The sequence below is a fragment of the Streptomyces sp. NPDC014870 genome, assembly GCF_043081505.1.
GTDB lineage: Bacteria > Actinomycetota > Actinomycetes > Streptomycetales > Streptomycetaceae > Streptomyces.
In genome coordinates, this window is record NZ_JBIBWQ010000010.1 from 62,211 (window position 1) to 77,617 (window position 15,407).

The following is a 15,407-nucleotide window of genomic DNA, read 5'->3' on the forward strand; positions in this document are numbered from 1 at the left end:
CCCGGATGGCTCGAGCGTGGATGGCTGGGTGAATGCGTAGGTTGACGGCTGGGGTGCGCCCGGGATGAGGAGCCGGTATCCCGTGATCATTGACTACAGGGCGTTGCTCGCGGCGACGCCGAGCCCGTATCTGATGCTGGAGCTCGTCCGGCACCAGCCGCTCGACAACCCCCACCACAGCCCGCAGCCTACCGAGCTGGCCAAATGAGATGACCTCTTAGCCGCCCTGCATCGGGCACCCACCGTACGCGGCGCATCCGACACCGGCCCGCTCCAGGCCGCCTGCAACTAGATCCTTCGACCCGCTCGTTGGGATCGAGCTCCCCGTAGACGCCGACGTGGATGAGCCACCTGGCATCCGAGGCCAGCGGCAGCTGGAGCCGCTCCGTAGACAGTTGCTGTTCGCCGGCGCTTCCGATCTACGTCGCAGCTCCCTGTAGCCCTCGTGTGGCAAATACCGTGCGGTTCGGGTGAGGTGTCCGTGATGATGACGTGGTGCGAGTGACCCGACTCTTGATCACGGACTTCCGGGGCTTCAAGTCCCTCGACCTGCGCCCCCGCGATCACGCGGTCGTGGCTGGCGTCCCCCGCGCCGGCCGCAGCGACGTAATCGAGGCGTTGGCCCGCGTACTCGACCAGGAAGCTGCACATGCCCCCTCCCTGTCGGATCTACACCAGAGCGTGCCGGTGGAAGGGGAAGACGAGGGCCACAGTGCCCAGCCCGTGGTCACCGCGGAGGCCGTACCGCGTGGGCCGGCAGAGCCGCTCCGGGCGTCCACGGCAGAGGTGGAGGTCACCCTCTCCGATCTCGACCCGGAGGTCGAGCAACTGGTCGACGGCTACCTTCAGCCGCTCGATGCGACGGGTATGGCCTCCGAGGACGACGAGTCGGACCCGTCTGCTCCCCAATGTGTCCGTCTCACCTATCGGCTCAGCTACGACCACGGGACCGAGGCACTAGAGTCCCTCGTATACTACCCGGCGCGCAGCAATCCTGAGACCAACCAATTTGCACGAGTGCCGGCTTCCGTGCGCCGGGCTCTACCGGTCATCACACTCAACGCGGGAGTCCCCCTGCAGCTTCGAGCGGGAGGGAGCCTGCGGCAGTACGTCGAAGAGCGGGATCCCAAGGCTGCCGTCGCGGCCTTCGAAGTCCTGCGCGACGCTGTCGGTGAGGCCGTAGCCGCTCTATCCCAGGACCCGGCCATCACCGCAGCCGTGGACGCTGTACTGGCCGTGGGTGGCACCGGGAATCGGCTTGGAGATACCCCGATCGCCGCGGTGGACGTGGTCTTTCTCGCTGAAGATGGGTCCGTCAGCGCACTTCTGCGGACGCTGCGGGCCGCGCTGCGGCTGGACACCGCCGGACCGTTGGCCTTGACGAACCACGGCAGCACCGTGACCGCCGTCCTGTCCATGGCCGAGGCGATGCTGCTCGCGGACATCCCCGGTGCGGTCGTACTCGCTGATGACTTCGGAGACCAGCTCGACGCCGCCACTGCCGAGCATCTGGCCTCGCTGATCCGCAACCGGTCCGGCCAAGCTTGGTTGTCCACCCGTCGGCCCGAAGTCGCGCGCGCATTCGAACCTGGCGAGGTGATCCGTCTCGTCCGCCATGGCGGTCTACGTACCCCGCACCAGCTTCCGCAGGTAAGCGACCGCAAGCAGCTCGTCGCGCACCGCCAGCTCCATACGCAGCTGCTGCCCGCGCTCACCGCGCCCGTCGTCGCGGTCACCGAGGGGCCGCACGATGTCGCGGTCCTTGGCATGGCCAATCGGCGCTACCCTCCCAGCAAGTTGCCCTTGTCCGCTTACGGTGTCCGGCTCGTCGCTGCCGGGATGGGACCCGACGGCGGCATCGACCAGGTCCCTCAGATCGCCGAACTCGCCAAGCAGCTCGGCTTCCGCGTGATCGGCGTCGTGGACGCAGACAAGCCCTCGCAGCAGTCGGCTGCTCAGCTCGACAAGGTCAAGCAGTCGTGCGACGTCGTCATCCAGCTGCCGGAGAAGACCGCGATCGAACGCGCGATCACCGCTGGCGTCGGGCTGCATCAGCTCGCCGCCGCCAGCTCGGTCCTCACCGTCTTTGGCCAGCCGGATCCCCTGGCCGTGGAAGCCACCGAGCAGACCGTCACGAACCTCTGCATGACGCTCCACAAGAAGGGCTTGCACGAGCCCTTCCTCGATGCCCTCTACCGTGAGCTTCAACTGGAACCTGCGGACACGGCAGAGCAGGATGAGGAGGAGCCGGAAGAGGCGGCGCCCGTGGTGCACCCGCCGCTCCTGGCAGCCGTTCTCAACGCCATCTCAACAGCGGCCAGCTCCAGCTACAGCGGCCCCACGATGATCGCCCTTGAGGGCGTCGGCCGCCCCAACGAGGACGCCGCGTGACGTACGAGGCCAGAGGAGAGCAAGAGGACGTTATCAAGAGCACCGCGCCGGTTCTCGTCGTGCTCGGAGGGGCTGGCACAGGCAAGACTACGACTGCTGTCGCAGCCGCCCGCCGCCACCTCGAAGACGCCGACGAACGACTGATGCTCCGACGCCGAGCCGCCCACCGGGCCGGCCGAAGGACGAGGGTGCCCGCCCCGGAGCGGGTCCTTTTCCTCTCCTTCTCCCGCACCGCGGTGGCCCAGATCATTGACCGCTCATCCCACGTGATCGGACCGCTGGCCACCCGACTCGAAGTGGCCACTTTCCACGGCTTCGCCTGGCGCGTCATCAACAGCTACGGCCCGCACCACGGATACCCCCAGCCCCTCGCCGTCCTGAGTGAAGCACAGCGCCTCGTCGGCGGAGCGGGGCCGGGCCTCACCTACAGCCAACTGGTCCCGGCAGCGATGGAGTTGTTCAGCCTGGACAAGGTGCGTAACCACTACGACACGCGGTACGGCCTCGTCATCTGCGATGAGTTCCAGGACACCGACGATCAGGAATGGCAGTTCCTCCAGCAGATCGCCCCGACCGCGCGCCGCATCTTGCTAGGCGATACCAACCAGTGCATCTACGCGGGTTTCAAGCACATCAACGCGGACACACGGATCGCCACAGCGATGCAGCTGCCCGGCGCCGACAAGATCATGTTGTCGCCGCTCAGCTACCGCGACCCAAGCGGTACTCTGCCAGCCGCCGCCGAAGCCGCCCTACGACGCGACTTCACCCACGACGCCCTCCGCACCGCCGCCACGGCGGGCCGCATCTCGGTCACCGACTACGCCGACGGCCACGGCCATGCCGAGGTCATTGACCTCGCGCGCCGAGCCCGGAAGGACGGCAGCACCGTCAGCATCTTCACCCACACCAACGTGGCGACCTCCAGCCTGTCGGACGCCCTGCTCGCCGACGGCCTCGTACACGAGCAGGTCGGACTCACCGAGGCACATGGTGAGGCGCTTGCCGCGCAACTCGCCCTGGTGAAATACGCGATGGGTATCCCCGACTCTGAGGTGCTCCGTTCGCTGGCCATCTACGTCCAGGCCACGGAGCGCAAAGGCAACAGGGTGGTGCCGCTCGCCCAGCAGATGCTCAACCCGGCGACCAACCCGCCCTTGCAGAACGCCCTGGAGCGACTGGCACGGGACCTTCGTGCCTCCATTGGCGAGGGCGGGCAGCCCAACGTCGCGCGTCTCACCGAGGTGGTCACGAACGCTTACACCGCGGTCGGTGCCGGCCGAGGCCAGGAGACCTGGATGCAGGCAGCCCGTCAGACGCGGATCGCCCTGCGTCACGCGGACCGTGGCTCCTTCGACACTGCCGTGGTTGAGCAGGAGCTCCTCCGCGTACGGGATGAAGCGCTGGTGGGGGCAGGGGCGGCACGGCGGGCCCCAATCCAGGTCATGAACCTCCACCAGACCAAGGGCCGGGAAGCGGACGTTACGACCCTGCTCCTTGGAGAAAATGAGTTTCACGGCTCCGAAGGGGAGCCCTATCCGACCGGCTCCAAACTTCTGTACGTCGTGATGACCCGGGCCAGAAAGAGGGCACACCTCGTCGTGCCGAACCGGATGCATGGTCTCTGGGCACCACTCGTCGCGGCACTGCGGAGGGAAGGCGGCGGCTTCTAACGCGTATCTGACCGTGCTTGGAACGGCGTCGCCGGGGCCGGCTCCTGCCGACGGGCGCTGGAACGGAGGCAGATGACGTGGGCCGTGGTGGTGTTCAGGGCGCGCGCAGGTGTGTGATGGAGAAGTCGCCGCCGGGCACGGCCTGGTGGAGCTGGGCGTCGGTGATGCTGTCAGGACCGCGGACCCGAGGTAGATGGCCCAAGTGCCGATCTGGTGCCATTGCAGCTGAGACTGTGCCGCGAAATCCTGGACCCTACACGAGACGGTCGGCGCAGTTCGCCGGGGGCAGACAGGAAAGATCCTCGAAAGACTGGCCAACGCGGGGAGGGCATGTCAACGTAGACGACCTTGCAAGAAACCCCAGGTCAGAGAGGTGATTGCCCGTGACCGTGGCTCCCGTGAGCCCTGGATTCTCCACGACCGTCGAGGCCCTGCGGCTGCGCGATTGGCAGCTGGGCCCCGGCCAGCCCACGCTCGTCATGGACCAGTTCTCCGCAGAGGACTTCCACCTCATCGTGGACGACCGCGCGGACGTGCACGTCAGCTCGAAGGACGGCCGGTTCTATCTCGGCTGGTTCCCGCTCGGCCGTCCCGGCACCAACGGAGAGGGATGGAAGATCGCCGTCACCGGCACGGCCAAGGTGCGCGGCTATCACCTGTCGTTCGACACCGAGACGCCGGCCGAGATCGTGGCCGCCGCCGTCGCGCGCGTGCTGGATACCTCGCGTCGCGTGTGACAGCGCTGCCGTTCCCAGCAGCCCTCACTCCGAGGCGGTCGGCTGACTGCCGGCCGGTTCCATCGCTCATCGTTTTCCGCACCCCAGGAGGCTTTTCGTGACGTCCCCGGAGATGACCGTCGGCGACCTCATCGACCTGCTGTCCCGCTGCGACCGGGATGCGCCGGTCCGCCAGGCCATGAACCCGTTCTTCCCGATGGCCCACCGGCTGGCGCAGGTCGTGCAGTCTGTGGACGAGACCGGCCAGACCGTCGTCTACCTCGCCGAGGGACGTGACGAGAACACCCAGCTCGGCCACCTGCCCTCGGAGGTCGCCGTCGCCCTGGCCTGGCAGGAACCCGTTCAGGCACCCCCACGCCGCCCTCGCCGCAGTGCAGGCGGCAAGTAGATCCGCATCGAGCCCTTGGAGGCGCCGCTGTACCCCGAATTCCCGCCCGACCCGTCCACACCGCCCGGCGGACAGCCCGCGTTCTGGGTCGGCCCCCGGCACCTGGCCGGCGACGACAGGCGCCTCTACGACACCGTCGCCGACACGCTCTCCGGCCTGGGCTGGTCGAGCCTGACGATCGTCCGCGGTCGCCACGAGCCGGACGAAGCAGACGAGGACCGCCAGGTCCTGCGCAGCACCGTCCTGCACATTAGCCCCGACACCCTCCGGTGGGCCCAGTGGAGCCTGGCCGACGAGCCGTTCTACCTGGGGGAACTACCGGTCGCCTGGCAGGTCTCCGCCCGCGCGGACACGAGCAGTCCGCTCGCTGGGTGGTCGGCCTACTTCACCCCCGACGTCCCCGGCGAGGCCGTGGCCGACTTCCTCGTCGCGCTCGACGCCCGCGACCAGCCCGTCGTGCCCCTCGCCGGCCCGGACGTGGTCCTTGACGCCGTCGCCGCACACGGCTGGCTCCGCGACATCGACCAGCCCGCCGCAGCAGCTACGGACCCGACGTTCACCTCGCATCTCAGCCTCGGCGAGGTGCCGCCCCTCATCCAGGACGGTGACCCGCGGGCCCTGACCACCAAGGCCGACGAGGCTGGACCGCCTGGGTGGCAGGCGTGGGCCGAGCCAACGCTCGGCGCACCGTGCCTATGGGTGGCGTCGTTCGGCAGCAGCGTTCCGCACGACCTCGTCGCCGCGTTCGCCGCCTCCCTCAGCTCGACCGCCCCGGTCCTGCGACGGGTCCTGCCCAAGGCCACCCAGGAGCGGCTCCTCCGCGCACCGGCGGTCTAACGCCTGCCGGCCCCCTCTCGCCCGACGCACGTAGCCCAGCCTCCCTCTGGGAGAGCCGGGCTCCCTGCTGTTCGGGCCGAAATCCACCTGCACCCGATGCTGTCCCCCGGCGTCGAGGCCGACGCAGCAGGTTGGTGTCGGCCCGAGCGGCACGCACTGACGGTCGGGTAGAGGCGCGGATGCCCCCGACCGTCAGTCGGGGGCATCCGAGTATCGGCGCCGGTCAGTCCGTCGCCGTGGCCTTGGCGAGGGCCTTGTCGAGGTGGCGGTCGACCAGGGCCGGCGAGCCGGAGACGATCAGCAGCAGACTGCCGTCGCGGATCGCGGTCTGCTTCACCACGGTGCTGCGGCCTCCGGCGGAGAACGTCAGGAGCTGGCTCCATTGCTCGTCACCGAGCCCGTGGGGCACGGGCAGCTTTTGCGAGGCCATGTCGATCGGGGTCCCACCCGCGACGACCTGATAGCTCGGGCAGCCCGTCATGGCGTCGAAGATCCGGCCTATGCCGTCGGACAGCTTGTTCGCGCTGTCGCTGTACAGCTCCTCGGAGACTTCGGAGGTGCTGCTGGCGTAGGTGAAGGTGGCCTTGGCCTTGTGCGGGAAGGACAGTGTGCCGCCGGTCGCGGCGTCGCCGCCCAGCTCGCTCAGGGCCGGGCAGCCGACGACGGTGACGTCGTCGTGCTGCGCGGGGCGCTCCGGCTTGCGCACGTAGTCGCCGCCGAGGTCGCTCTCGTCGAGCAGACGTGTCTTCAGGACGGCCGAAGACAGTAGAGCGGCGTTCCGGTCGGAGCGGGCCGGCTTCCCGGCAGGGGCGGAGGAGGCGGTGTCGGACTTCGTCCCGGCGGCGGCGCTGGAGCACGCGGGTACGACGAGAAGAGCGGCGGTGATGCCGAGGGCGGTGGTGGCGACGCGAACGCGCATGGCGGAACTGACCCCTTGGTGCTAGGCGGCGGGTGGTCAGTGCGGGCCCGCGGGCCCGGTGGGGTTGTAGGGGTGGGGGTCAGTGGCCGAGGTGGCGCAGGCAGTCCTCGAACGTGGCGTGCGTCGCGTCCGCGGGCCCGGCGCTCCGGTTGTACCAGGCGGTGTCTAGACGCGTCTCCTGCTGCTGGTGGCCCGCCTGGCAGCGTAGCCAGATCTGGTCGCGGGTGGAGAGGACGAGCCAGTCCCGGTACGCGCCGCACTCGGCGCAGGTGACCATCTCGTCGTCGAGGACCAGCGGCTGCTTCCAGGGCATCATCCTGCCGTCGAGCTGATCGTGGCTGGGCACCCGCAGTTCCGGCGGAAGGAAGTCGTCCACCACGACGGCCGGTTCACCGCGCTCGGCCTCGGCCGGCTGCCCCCCGAAGCCTGGCGGCGCCTGGTCCCGCAGCCGCGCCGACAGCTCGAAGAACCGGCGCTGAGCCTCGCTGGGCTCCGCCGCCCGGCGGCGTATCCGGTGAAACACCCTGACGTCCTCCATTGCCTCGTCCTGCTCGCGTCATGATCGTGCCCCACGCCCCCGGGAGCTTCAATTCACAAAGTCCACAGTCACCTTCGAGGAGGCAGTTGGATCCTGCTGGGGCTCCGATCTCAAGCAGCAGTGATCTCCTCGTGGTGGGGTGGTTGCTTGGCTGTGCCGTAACGCCGACGGGCGGATCTCGTTGGCGAAAACGATCACTGGTGAGATCTTCGGATCCGGAACAAGGAGCCCCAGCAGATGAAGAACACCTTGCGGTCGTTGCTCGTGCCGGTGGCCGCTGCGGCTACCGTCGCGCTGCCGGTCTCTCCGGCTCATGCGGCCGACGGGTACGACCGGTGCCCTGTCGGCTACTACTGCATGTTCTCGGGCCTGGACGGTACCGGCGACATGATCAAGCTGAGGGGGAATACACCGGACCTTGCAATGGCCGGCATGGCCGACCGGGCCAAATCGGACTGGAACCGGACGGAGTCGACCGTCCACCTCTGGTCCGACGAGAACTACACCGGCTGCACGATGGCTACTCCTTCCGGCCCGACCGGCAAGGGAAACTTCTTCCCGGACTACCAGGACTTCTTCAGCTCGGTTCAGTTCGACGGTCCAGAAGGCCCTTCCTGCGCTACACCGGCCAGCGAGGGCAACTGACCCCAGGTGCCGGGGCAAAGCCAGCCAACCGCACTGCACGGGCGCAAGGGCGCATGGGACGGCAAAGGAGAGCGCCCGACGCCCAGCCGTCGAAGACGCAGGGTGGGCACAACCTCTGGACTGGTTGCGCAGGGTGTTCCTTCATGTCGCCGGCCACGCTCACCGATGGGTGCAGGCCCCAACCGCACCGAACATCAGGACGAATAGCGGTGTCCCTGTTCCTGGCCGCGGTGTGCCGACACTGTGGCACGGCCCTCGCCGGAGGGCCTACCGGGCGTTTCCGGCAGCGCCCTCCCAGCCGCGACGTCGCCCAGGCGCCGAGGGCGCTGCTGCATTGCGGCGAGTGGAGGGGCCGCCCGGTGTGCCGTACGTGGGCAGTTCCGAGGCGTCGGCGGGCAGGTCGGCCATCCGCCGTATCCGCCACACGAGCACGTCGCTGACCGACTCCGCGGTGTCGAGTTCGCGGCGTTCGACCGCGTCGGACAGGAGGGCGGCGGGGTCGTGGCCGGCGGCTTCGGCGTCCGCGATGGTGGCCGCCAGGGCATACCAGCCGGGCTCGGCGAGGATCTGCTCGGCCAGTCCGGGCAGCGCCTCTCGCAGCACCACCGTCTGTCGCTGGAGCAGGGGCCGATTCAGGCGCCGGCCTTGCTGGTAGAGCACGCCGAGGGGGTGGGCTGCGGCCTCCTGGTAGGCGGAGCGCAGGTGCTCGGCGGCCCGCGCGGCGGCGGCGGCCTGCTGTGCGTGGCCCTTTCTTGCGTGCCAGTGCGCGGCGGCGGTGATGAGGAAGAACAGCATGTCGATCGCCATCGCGGTGCTCGCGCTGTCCTCGCCGCGGCCGAGGGCCGTCCCGCCGTGGACGAGGTCGCGGGCGGCTTGGCGCAGGGTGCGGTCGTGTCCGCGTACGGCGCGGACGTGAGAGCGCGAGGCCCGTTCGAAGGCCGTTGCGGCTTCGCGTAGTTCCCGACGGGTGTGAGCGGCGGAGGTCTTCGCGAGGGCGTCCAGGATTTCGCCGGCCGCGGCGATGTGTGCGGCGGCGACCCCGTCGTCGCCGTGCTCGATCACGAGCATGGCCTGCCACGCTGCCGATGCCGTCTTGCGGCGAGCAGCGGCCGGGGTGCCCGGCCCCGTGCGGAGTGCATCCTCCTGCCGAGCCGCCGGGTTCCCCTGGGTATCGCCGGACCAGCGCTCACGGATGCGGGGCAGCGAGAGGTCGGGAGCGAGGCGCGCGCCGGGGTAGAACACCGGCTCGCCGTCCTTGTTCCGGTCGTCGGGCAGGGCGACCTTGTATCCGAGGAGGTCCCCGGAGGGCGCGACGCGCTTACGGATCAGGAGGCCGTCACCGGCAAGCCGGTCGAAGAACTCCTCGTCGCTGGTCGCGCCGGCCACCGCTCGCCGTACCGTCTCGCGCAGTTCCTCGCGGGCGGTGCGTTCACGGCCTTGCCGTTCGGCCTTGTGGCGTTCGGCGCTGGTGGGTCGCTGAGCGGCGGTGCCGTCGCCGGGTGCGACCTGGTGGAGGCCGAGTTCCTTCTCGATGAGACGGGCCTCGGCCTGGGCGCGGGCGCCGGAGCGGTAGTCGTCGGGGCGATGGCCGTCCTCGGTCACGAGGGTGGCGACGATGTGGATGTGGTCGTCCGCGTGCCGTACGGCGGCCCAGCGGCAGCCGGGCTGTCCGTCGCCTGGGTCGATGCCGGTGGCGGCGACGATGCGGCGGGCGATGTCGGCCCACTCCTCGTCGGACAGGATTCGGTCGCGCGGGTCTGCGCGGACGGAGGTGTGCCACACGTGCTTGGCCGGACGGGCGTGCTCGGCGAGGGCCATCACGGGCTGGTCCAGGAGCTGCTGGAGGTCCTTGAGGGTGGCGTTCGGGTCGCGGCCGGGGTCGGGGGACATGCCGTCGAAGGAGGCCACGAGATGGGGGTCGGTGTGTTCCTCGTGCTTGCCCGGGCCGTAGAGGTAGGCCAGGAGCCCGATGGTCCGGGAGCCTGAGGAGTTGACGCTGGGGATCATGAGCTGCGGCGTTCGATCAGTCGCGTGGCGGCTTCGTGCGCGGTGTCGGCGGCCCGCCGTACGGCGGCGATGGCCGCCTCGAGCTGGGGCGCATCCGCACCGGAGTTGAGCGCTTTGACCGCCTGGTTGAGGTTGCTGCCGGCCCAGCCGAGCCGACGCCGGCTGTCGAATAGGGCTGTGATCACTTCGCGCTCGTCTGCGATCTCGGCGCTGGTGCGGTCGAGGTCGCGGGCGGCGGCGAGTGCGGAACGAGCGAGGAACCCGGCGACGGACAGGCTGCACCGGGCGGCGGCGGACTTGATCAGGGCGAACTCTTCGTCGTTGAAACGGGTGTTGGGCTGGTGCAGTCGCTTCTTCTCGGGCGGCTGACGTGGGCGCTGACGGGCGCGAGCGGCGTGCTCTCGACGTGCGCGGCGGTCGGTCTGCTTCTCCTCCTGCCCCGGCTTCGATCCGCCCTCGGTCGAAGCCTCCAGGACCTGCGCCCCCCGGTGCAGGTCCTGTCCCGCCCCCTCGGGGGCGGGTTCGGCGGAAGCTACGCTTCCGCCCCAACTTGCTCGCCCCGAGACCGAGTTGTAGTCGGGAGCAGGTTCCGGGGTGGTGCCGTTCTGGGTCGGGTGCGTCATCGGGATTCGGGCCTCGTGGAACGGATGCGGAGCTGGATGGCGGCGGCCAGTTCGACGACGTCGGCCGGTCCCGCCAGGACGCGAACCGGGCCGTCGGGACGGCCCTGGACGAGCCACTGGCCAGTGGGCGTCAGGACAGCGGCGTGCACGAGCCGCCGGCGGACCAGGACGTCCGCCCAGGCGCCGGCCTCGATGACCGTGGGCGCGGATGACCGAGGAGAAGGCGGAATCACGGCATACCTCCTTGAGCGGGGCGGTGGCCTGGCACGAAGCCGGGTCACCCGTGGTGGATAGGGGCGTTGAGCTGGGGCTTTGCACGCTCAACCGCACTCGGGACAGCGCCCGACATGGCTGCTGAGCGCGCGAGCCATCCGCTGCTTCGTCGAGGCAGCCTGCTTCGCGCTGGACTTCGCCGCCGGCTTGCCCTCGTACCGCTTTGAGTGGGCGAGCATGAAGCCGATCTCCCGCTCGTACTGCGTACGGATGGTGGTGAAGTAGTGGCAGGTCTTCATCGGGCGTTGCTCCTTGACGTCGTGGTGTCGATGCTCCGCAGCTCCTGGAGGACGAGGCTCAGCCGGTCGTTCCGGCCACCCCTCAGTCCCTCGCATCGGAGGATCTCCCGTAGCTGGACTCGCGTGATGGCCGGGTTGCCGTCCCGTTCGAGCAGGGCGGGGACGTGAGGGAGGACCCGTTGGACGAGCTGGTCCACCGACTGCTCCGACTCGCGCGACGGGCGCTGTGCCTGCGGGGTGCGGGGACGGCTTCCGTGCTGCCCCTTGCCCTTGGTCCTGGTCTTCGAGCTCGGCTTCCGCCGGAGGGCGACCTTTTGTCCCCGGTCCCCGGTGTGCTCGGTCCCGGTGTTGGGGTCGGTCGGTCCCCGGTCCCCGGTGTGCTCGGTCCCCGACTCGGCGCCCCTCGGTCCCCGATGCGAATCACGCGCCTGAGCAGGCACTTCGACAGCAGGGCAGTCGGTCCCCACGCCGTCGGCGGTCCCCTCGTCGGGGTCCGGTTCGACGGGGACGGTCCCCGGGACGGCGCTCACGTCTGGGGTTTTGGTCCCCGTGTCGTCGCCTTCGGTCCCCACGACTGCTGGTGCGTTGACGTCCCAGTTCTCGGTCGCCGGTCCCCCCGGGACGCTTGGTCCCCGGTCCCCGTCCTCCGACTCGCCGGGACCGTGGGGACCGGCTATGGGGACCGGTGCTGCCGAGGTCTGCTGCGCGGGGACCGTGGCAGCCGCTGTGGTGGTAAGCACCGGAGACCAGGGAGAGGGGAGCGGGACCGTGGCGAGCGCGAGCGCGTGCCGGCGGGCGGCGAGCTGATCGAGCAGCTGCGCGCGCTGGAGGGGGTCTGTGCCGACCGAGGCTCTGGCGACCGCCTTCGACAGCCGTCGGGCGAGCCGCCGGCCTCGCCAGCCCTCCCGCCGTTCTGGGGCGCGCTCGGCGAGGCGGGCGGCCAGGTCGACCGCGCGGGCGGTGGCCCGGTCACGGGTGATCTGCGCGGCGTCGCGGTCTCGGGCGGCGATGCCGAGGCGGGACAGCAGCCGCTCACGCGCCTCCCGCCCCAGGACGGCGAGCAGCCCGTGGGAGGCGGCGCCGGGGGTGTGAAGCCGCAGCTCGATGCCCATGGCGAGGTGCCACAGCATGGCCGCCATGACCGGGCCGACGAAGGCCCGGACGGTGCCACCGATGGGGCCGCTCTCGGCGTAGGCGGGGATCACCTGCACTCCGGTGATCACCCAGACCAGGGTGCCGGGCAGGCCCGGGGCACCCTGCGTGGCCAGGTTCTGTCGCGCCATCAGCGCGGTCGCGAAGAGCGCCAGTTCGGCGGCGGCGAACATCCCGGCACGCTCGGCGGTGCCGGCCATGTCGAGGTAGTCGGCCGCGAAGCGCCAAGAGGTGTCGGCGCTGTAGGCGGTGCAGCCGAGGGCGGCGAGGGCGGCGACCTTGACCGCCGGACCGCCGACGCGCTTCTGCGGGCGGGCTCCCCGGCGCCAGATCGTCCAGGCGACCAGCACCAGGGCGAAGGCGGCAGGGACGCCGGCGGCGAGGAGGAGAGGGAGGTCCGGAGCGGCACCCAGGGACAGGACGGGGTGGGTCATGCGGCCTTTCCGAAAGAGGCAGGCGTCACGGTTGACGCTGCCTGGCGGGACACCGGCTGTCGGGTGCCGGGCTTGGTGGTCACAGGGCGGCCCGCTGCTGAAGCGGTTTTCTGCCGCTTCTTCTTGCGCCGGGGCACACCCTGGCGGCGGTCGCGGTCGAGCACCTTGTTGGCCGCCTGCCGGAGCAGATCACGGGCGTGCTTGTGGCTGATCTGCAGGCCGGCAGCGAGGCGGGCGGGCCGCCAGCCCCGGACGTAGGCGTGATCGATGACGACCTGTCGCTCGGCCTCGGTCAGGTGGACGTCGCGGCCCTGGAAGAACGCGGTCACACGCCGGTAGTCGAGGCGCTGGGGCAGTCCGTCGTGCCACGGGCGGCGCTCGGCTTCGGTGAGCCCGCCCCAGATGCCCTCTTTGAGGACGTTCTCCAGCGCGTAGTTGAGGCAGTCGCTGCGCACCGGGCACCAGCCGCACAGCTCCTTCGCCTCGGCGATGGCTTCGTGGTCCCGGGGTAGGGGGAAGAAGACGGCGTCGGCGTCCTCGACGTCCATGCCGTGGCACGCTCCGCGGGAGTGCCAGCTGGTGTCCGCGATGCCGCGCAGGCTGGTGGCCGGCGCGTCGTGGCTGGTGATGTGGCGCAAGGGGTTCTCCGATGTGCTGCCGCGTCGGCGGGCCAGGGCGGTGCTCGGTGGGCGCGGCGTCGGGTGCCGGCTGCGACGCGGGAGCGTGCGCCGCAGCCGAGGAGGGACGGTGGTGGTCGGTGGTGCACTGAGCGGGGTTCACCAGCCATGTACGCCGGTCAGACCGTGGCCGGCTGCTGGGCCTGCTGGGCGGCGGCGAGGTCGATTCGGCCGGGGTGCGGGGTGGCACGCGGGGCGGTTCCGCGTACCCCGTCGTCGGGACCGATCCGGCGTCGGCGGCAGGGCTCACCGGGCTGCGCCAGGCACCAGCCGCAGCGGACGCCGAGAGGGTCGGGCTGCCCCTGCGCGACGGCGGCCTCGCGTGCGGCTCGGGCGGGCCGGTAGGGGGCGAGGGCGGCTCGGGCGGCGGGCGGTATGCAGGAGCCGATCTCCCGCAGCCGGGCCTCCAGCTTCAGGTCGACCCCACCGCGACCGCTCGTGATCGCCCTTGCCGGCGCGGGCTGCGCGAGGCCGGTGGCGACGGCGCGGCGGGCGTCGGCCAGCTCGGCGGTCCAGGCGGCCTGGTCGTCCGGGTCGACGGACGGAGTGGGGTCGGAGTGCCGGGCAAGGCGGTCTCGCCGGTAGCTCTCCCAGGGACGGGCCACGTCGGCGGGCAGGATCTGGTATGGCGAGGTGCGGATGTGTTGGCGGGCGGCGACGCGGGCGTCCCAGCCGTGCGGGGTGGCCATCGGCACGTCGCCGAGCAGCTCGTGCCACTGGGCGAGCTGGTCGCGGGCCTCGCCCTGGTCGGTGCGGATGGTGCGGGGGTCGAGTCGGCCGATGTAGGCCAGCAGGGCGGCGATTTCGCGGCGATCCATGGTGTGGCTACTCCGTTCCGGTCGGCTCGTCGAGGGCGGCGAGAAGGGCTGCGGTGTGGGCCTCGGCGCGGGTCATGCCGCCCTTCGGGGCGGGGCCGTTGCCGAGCACGGCGTAGAGGTTCGGTCGGCCCGGGGCATGCTCCCGGGCGACCCAGGAGCGCCAGTCGGCAGCCCAGGCCCCCGCCGGCCGGGGCTTGAAGTCGGCGCGGTGCGCACGCCACTTCGCGTCGGCCGCCTGCAGGCCCTCCTTGCCGAGGCGGTCGAGGTGTCCCTGCTCGCGGGCCCAGACGTGGGTGGCTGGGTCGACCTGCCACTCGGCGGCCGGGGTGACGGCGGCACCACTACTGCTGTACCTACGGTTCACCTTCGGTTCACTACGGTTCTGGGGGCCGGTTTCCGGTACACCGACGTGCCGGTTTCCGGTACGCCGCCGTGCCGGTTTCCGTCGTGAGGTACCGGTTTCCGGACCTGCCGGATTCCGGTCCGTCGCGGGGGAATCCGGTACCTCACGGGGCCGGATTCCGTACCGCCGCAAGGCCGATATCCGAAGCGTGAGGCTGGCCTCGTGCTCGTCCGCCTCCTGCTCCCTCGCGGCGTGCGCCATGCCCTTCGCGGCCAAGGGCAGGCGGTAGACCGTGCTGCGCTGCGGGCCGGTGAGGTCGTCGAGCTGCTCCAGCTCGCCATCGTCGATAAGCCGGTCAAGGGCCTCGCGCACCGTGGACCGGGAGGCGTTCGTGCGCTCCTCCAGGCTGGTCAAGGAGGCCCAGGCGATGCACTGTTCGTCGGTCACCCGGTCGGCGATCGACAGCAGGACCAGGCGGGCGTTTCCCCGGCTGGAGCTGTGCTGCCACACCCACTCGCGGGCTTCGCTGCTCATCGGCCGCTCCCGCCAACGAGGCGGTTAGGGCGATGCGGTGAGGCTGTGGTGGGCTGCTCCGGCCCGGGACGGAAGCGCGCCGAGGCGGAGGTGGCTGCCGCGCAGGCCAGGCGGTTGGGCCTTTCGCGCAGGGCAGGAGGCATGCAAGAATCCCCTTTGCAGTGTTGCCACGCTGACGC

Annotated in this window: 17 protein-coding genes; 7 read left to right on the forward strand and 10 right to left on the reverse strand. The window is 70.5% G+C overall.

Annotation, left to right across the window (positions count from 1 at the left end):
- Positions 1 to 82: 82 nt before the first annotated feature.
- The 6 genes from ACF09C_RS27055 (at position 83) to ACF09C_RS27080 (ending at position 6,026) form a co-directional block, all read left to right on the forward strand.
- Positions 83 to 208, forward strand: a complete 126-nt coding sequence (locus tag ACF09C_RS27055; RefSeq protein ID WP_392095094.1) for a hypothetical protein — start codon at positions 83 to 85, stop codon at positions 206 to 208.
- Between the two features lie 305 nt (positions 209 to 513).
- Positions 514 to 2,391, forward strand: a complete 1,878-nt coding sequence (locus ACF09C_RS27060; RefSeq protein WP_392095096.1) for a hypothetical protein — start codon at positions 514 to 516, stop codon at positions 2,389 to 2,391.
- Entirely contained in the window at positions 2,388 to 4,064 is a 1,677-nt protein-coding gene (locus ACF09C_RS27065; protein ID WP_392095098.1) for a UvrD-helicase domain-containing protein, read from the forward strand. Before ACF09C_RS27060 ends, ACF09C_RS27065 begins: the two co-directional genes overlap by 4 nt.
- 383 nt (positions 4,065 to 4,447) lie before the next feature.
- Positions 4,448 to 4,801, forward strand: a complete 354-nt coding sequence (locus ACF09C_RS27070) for a DUF317 domain-containing protein (RefSeq protein WP_392095100.1) — start codon at positions 4,448 to 4,450, stop codon at positions 4,799 to 4,801.
- Positions 4,802 to 4,898: 97 nt separating this feature from the next.
- Positions 4,899 to 5,189 (forward strand): hypothetical protein, encoded by a 291-nt coding sequence (locus ACF09C_RS27075; protein ID WP_392095101.1) that lies wholly within the window; start codon positions 4,899 to 4,901, stop codon positions 5,187 to 5,189.
- Positions 5,190 to 5,204: 15 nt separating this feature from the next.
- Positions 5,205 to 6,026, forward strand: a complete 822-nt coding sequence (locus tag ACF09C_RS27080) for a DUF317 domain-containing protein (protein WP_392095102.1) — start codon at positions 5,205 to 5,207, stop codon at positions 6,024 to 6,026.
- Positions 6,027 to 6,249: 223 nt separating this feature from the next.
- On the opposite strand, the gene ACF09C_RS27085 is transcribed toward ACF09C_RS27080, so the two are convergent.
- Together ACF09C_RS27085 and ACF09C_RS27090 are read right to left on the reverse strand one after the other, a co-directional pair.
- Positions 6,250 to 6,945: a hypothetical protein gene (locus ACF09C_RS27085; protein ID WP_392095104.1), complete on the reverse strand. Its 696-nt coding sequence runs from the start codon at positions 6,943 to 6,945 to the stop codon at positions 6,250 to 6,252.
- 79 nt (positions 6,946 to 7,024) lie between these two features.
- Positions 7,025 to 7,468, reverse strand: coding sequence for a hypothetical protein (locus ACF09C_RS27090; RefSeq protein ID WP_392095554.1), 444 nt, complete (start codon positions 7,466 to 7,468; stop codon positions 7,025 to 7,027).
- A 252-nt stretch (positions 7,469 to 7,720) separates the two neighbouring features.
- Between ACF09C_RS27090 and ACF09C_RS27095 the strand changes: the two genes are divergently transcribed.
- A complete protein-coding gene (locus tag ACF09C_RS27095; RefSeq protein WP_392095105.1) occupies positions 7,721 to 8,128 on the forward strand; it encodes a peptidase inhibitor family I36 protein in 408 nt (135 codons plus the stop codon).
- A gap of 267 nt (positions 8,129 to 8,395) precedes the next feature.
- On the opposite strand, the gene ACF09C_RS27100 is transcribed toward ACF09C_RS27095, so the two are convergent.
- The 8 genes from ACF09C_RS27100 to ACF09C_RS27135 form a co-directional block, all read right to left on the reverse strand.
- Positions 8,396 to 10,135 carry a relaxase/mobilization nuclease domain-containing protein gene (locus tag ACF09C_RS27100; RefSeq protein WP_392095107.1) on the reverse strand — a complete coding sequence of 580 codons (1,740 nt, stop codon included), beginning with the start codon at positions 10,133 to 10,135 and terminating at the stop codon, positions 8,396 to 8,398.
- Positions 10,132 to 10,758 carry a hypothetical protein gene (locus tag ACF09C_RS27105; RefSeq protein WP_392095109.1) on the reverse strand — a complete coding sequence of 209 codons (627 nt, stop codon included), beginning with the start codon at positions 10,756 to 10,758 and terminating at the stop codon, positions 10,132 to 10,134. Before ACF09C_RS27105 ends, ACF09C_RS27100 begins: the two co-directional genes overlap by 4 nt.
- Positions 10,755 to 10,991 carry a hypothetical protein gene (locus tag ACF09C_RS27110; protein ID WP_392095111.1) on the reverse strand — a complete coding sequence of 79 codons (237 nt, stop codon included), beginning with the start codon at positions 10,989 to 10,991 and terminating at the stop codon, positions 10,755 to 10,757. Before ACF09C_RS27110 ends, ACF09C_RS27105 begins: the two co-directional genes overlap by 4 nt.
- An 87-nt stretch (positions 10,992 to 11,078) precedes the next feature.
- Positions 11,079 to 11,270, reverse strand: coding sequence for a hypothetical protein (locus tag ACF09C_RS27115; RefSeq protein WP_392095112.1), 192 nt, complete (start codon positions 11,268 to 11,270; stop codon positions 11,079 to 11,081).
- Positions 11,267 to 12,856, reverse strand: a complete 1,590-nt coding sequence (locus tag ACF09C_RS27120) for a hypothetical protein (protein ID WP_392095114.1) — start codon at positions 12,854 to 12,856, stop codon at positions 11,267 to 11,269. The genes ACF09C_RS27115 and ACF09C_RS27120 overlap by 4 nt, the downstream gene beginning before the upstream one ends.
- Positions 12,853 to 13,494: a WhiB family transcriptional regulator gene (locus ACF09C_RS27125; protein ID WP_392095116.1), complete on the reverse strand. Its 642-nt coding sequence runs from the start codon at positions 13,492 to 13,494 to the stop codon at positions 12,853 to 12,855. Before ACF09C_RS27125 ends, ACF09C_RS27120 begins: the two co-directional genes overlap by 4 nt.
- 158 nt (positions 13,495 to 13,652) lie before the next feature.
- Positions 13,653 to 14,351 (reverse strand): hypothetical protein, encoded by a 699-nt coding sequence (locus ACF09C_RS27130; RefSeq protein WP_392095118.1) that lies wholly within the window; start codon positions 14,349 to 14,351, stop codon positions 13,653 to 13,655.
- A 7-nt stretch (positions 14,352 to 14,358) separates the two neighbouring features.
- On the reverse strand, positions 14,359 to 15,228 hold the full coding sequence (locus ACF09C_RS27135; protein ID WP_392095120.1) for a helix-turn-helix domain-containing protein: 870 nt from the start codon (positions 15,226 to 15,228) through the stop codon (positions 14,359 to 14,361).
- Between the last annotated feature and the right edge of the window lie 179 nt (positions 15,229 to 15,407).

Coding starts and splice junctions, on each gene's coding strand:
- ACF09C_RS27135 (WP_392095120.1), bottom strand. CDS start 15,228: ATGAGCAGCGAAGCCCGCGAGTGGGTGTGGCAGCACAGCTCCAGCCGG.
- ACF09C_RS27115 (WP_392095112.1), bottom strand. CDS start 11,270: ATGAAGACCTGCCACTACTTCACCACCATCCGTACGCAGTACGAGCGG.
- ACF09C_RS27120 (WP_392095114.1), bottom strand. CDS start 12,856: ATGACCCACCCCGTCCTGTCCCTGGGTGCCGCTCCGGACCTCCCTCTC.
- ACF09C_RS27095 (WP_392095105.1), top strand. CDS start 7,721: ATGAAGAACACCTTGCGGTCGTTGCTCGTGCCGGTGGCCGCTGCGGCT.
- ACF09C_RS27085 (WP_392095104.1), bottom strand. CDS start 6,945: ATGCGCGTTCGCGTCGCCACCACCGCCCTCGGCATCACCGCCGCTCTT.
- ACF09C_RS27105 (WP_392095109.1), bottom strand. CDS start 10,758: ATGACGCACCCGACCCAGAACGGCACCACCCCGGAACCTGCTCCCGAC.
- ACF09C_RS27130 (WP_392095118.1), bottom strand. CDS start 14,351: ATGGATCGCCGCGAAATCGCCGCCCTGCTGGCCTACATCGGCCGACTC.
- ACF09C_RS27100 (WP_392095107.1), bottom strand. CDS start 10,135: ATGATCCCCAGCGTCAACTCCTCAGGCTCCCGGACCATCGGGCTCCTG.